General features: G+C 54.1%; 1 protein-coding gene. It reads left to right on the top strand.

What is annotated here, in order from left to right:
• Positions 1-75: 75 nt before the first annotated feature.
• On the top strand, positions 76-984 hold a 909-nt coding region (locus ABEV74_RS22985), incomplete at its 3' end, for a DDE-type integrase/transposase/recombinase (RefSeq protein WP_430150024.1).

The following is a 984-nucleotide window of genomic DNA, read 5'->3' as shown; positions in this document are numbered from 1 at the left end:
CGCGATCACTCAGTTAAAATGTTACTAAAGAGGCATCGGTTCACTCACATCGAAATGTTACCGAAGGGATGTGTTTTGAAACTGAGCATGAAAACACGACGTGAAGTGATCCATACCTTTGCTGATCAATACAAGAGAGCGAAATCGCGAAATGAGAAATCTGCAATCCTTGACAACGCCGTGAAGGTGCTGGGTTGCCATCGAAAGCATGCTATCCGCGCTCTCACGAACCCTCCTGCGCTGACGCCAGCGAAATCGAAACGTAATCGGCCATTAGCTTACCAGGAGGCGATGCCCGTCATTGAGCGCGTTTGGGAAGCGCTGGATTATCCTTGTGCCGAGCGACTGCATCCTGTTCTGCTCGATACAGCCCGGAATCTTGCCCGGCACGGTCACCTGCACCTTACCGACCTTATCATATCGCAGTTGCAAAAGATCAGCCGCCCGACATTGGCGCGCAAGTTATCCACACTTCGTTGTCCAAAAGTCAGACCAACTGTCAACAAGCGAAAGCCGCTCGCCGAACTCCGTTCACAAGTGCCTATGATCGCCTACGATTGGGATGAAACGCGTCCGGGCGCGCTGGAAATCGATTTGGTCGAACACAACGGCGGATCGTCGCTCGGCCACTTCGCCTATACGCTGACTGTGACCGACGTGGTCTCCGGCTACACCCGCAGACGCGCGCTGCTCGGCAAATCCCAACTTGCCGTGCTTCGTGAGCTCAAGTACATCATCGCGGAGTGGCCCATGCAGCCTTGGGGGATCCACAGTGACAACGGCCAAGAGTTTTTAAACGCCCATTTGAAAACCTTCTGCGCTTCGAACAACATTCGTTTCACGCGCAGCCGCCCTTATCGCAAAAACGACAATGCTCACGTGGAGCAGAAAAACGGCTTTCTCGTCCGCCAGCTGGTCGGCTACGAACGCTATGACCGCCCGGAACAGGTGGAGTGGCTCAACTCCCTCTATGCTCTGCATGAT

This window comes from Paenibacillus cisolokensis (assembly GCF_050481165.1).
In the GTDB taxonomy this organism is placed as follows: domain Bacteria; phylum Bacillota; class Bacilli; order Paenibacillales; family Paenibacillaceae; genus Paenibacillus_AH; species Paenibacillus_AH cisolokensis.
Note: the sequence above shows the minus strand (reverse complement) of the source record. Positions and strands in the feature narration are given on the sequence as shown.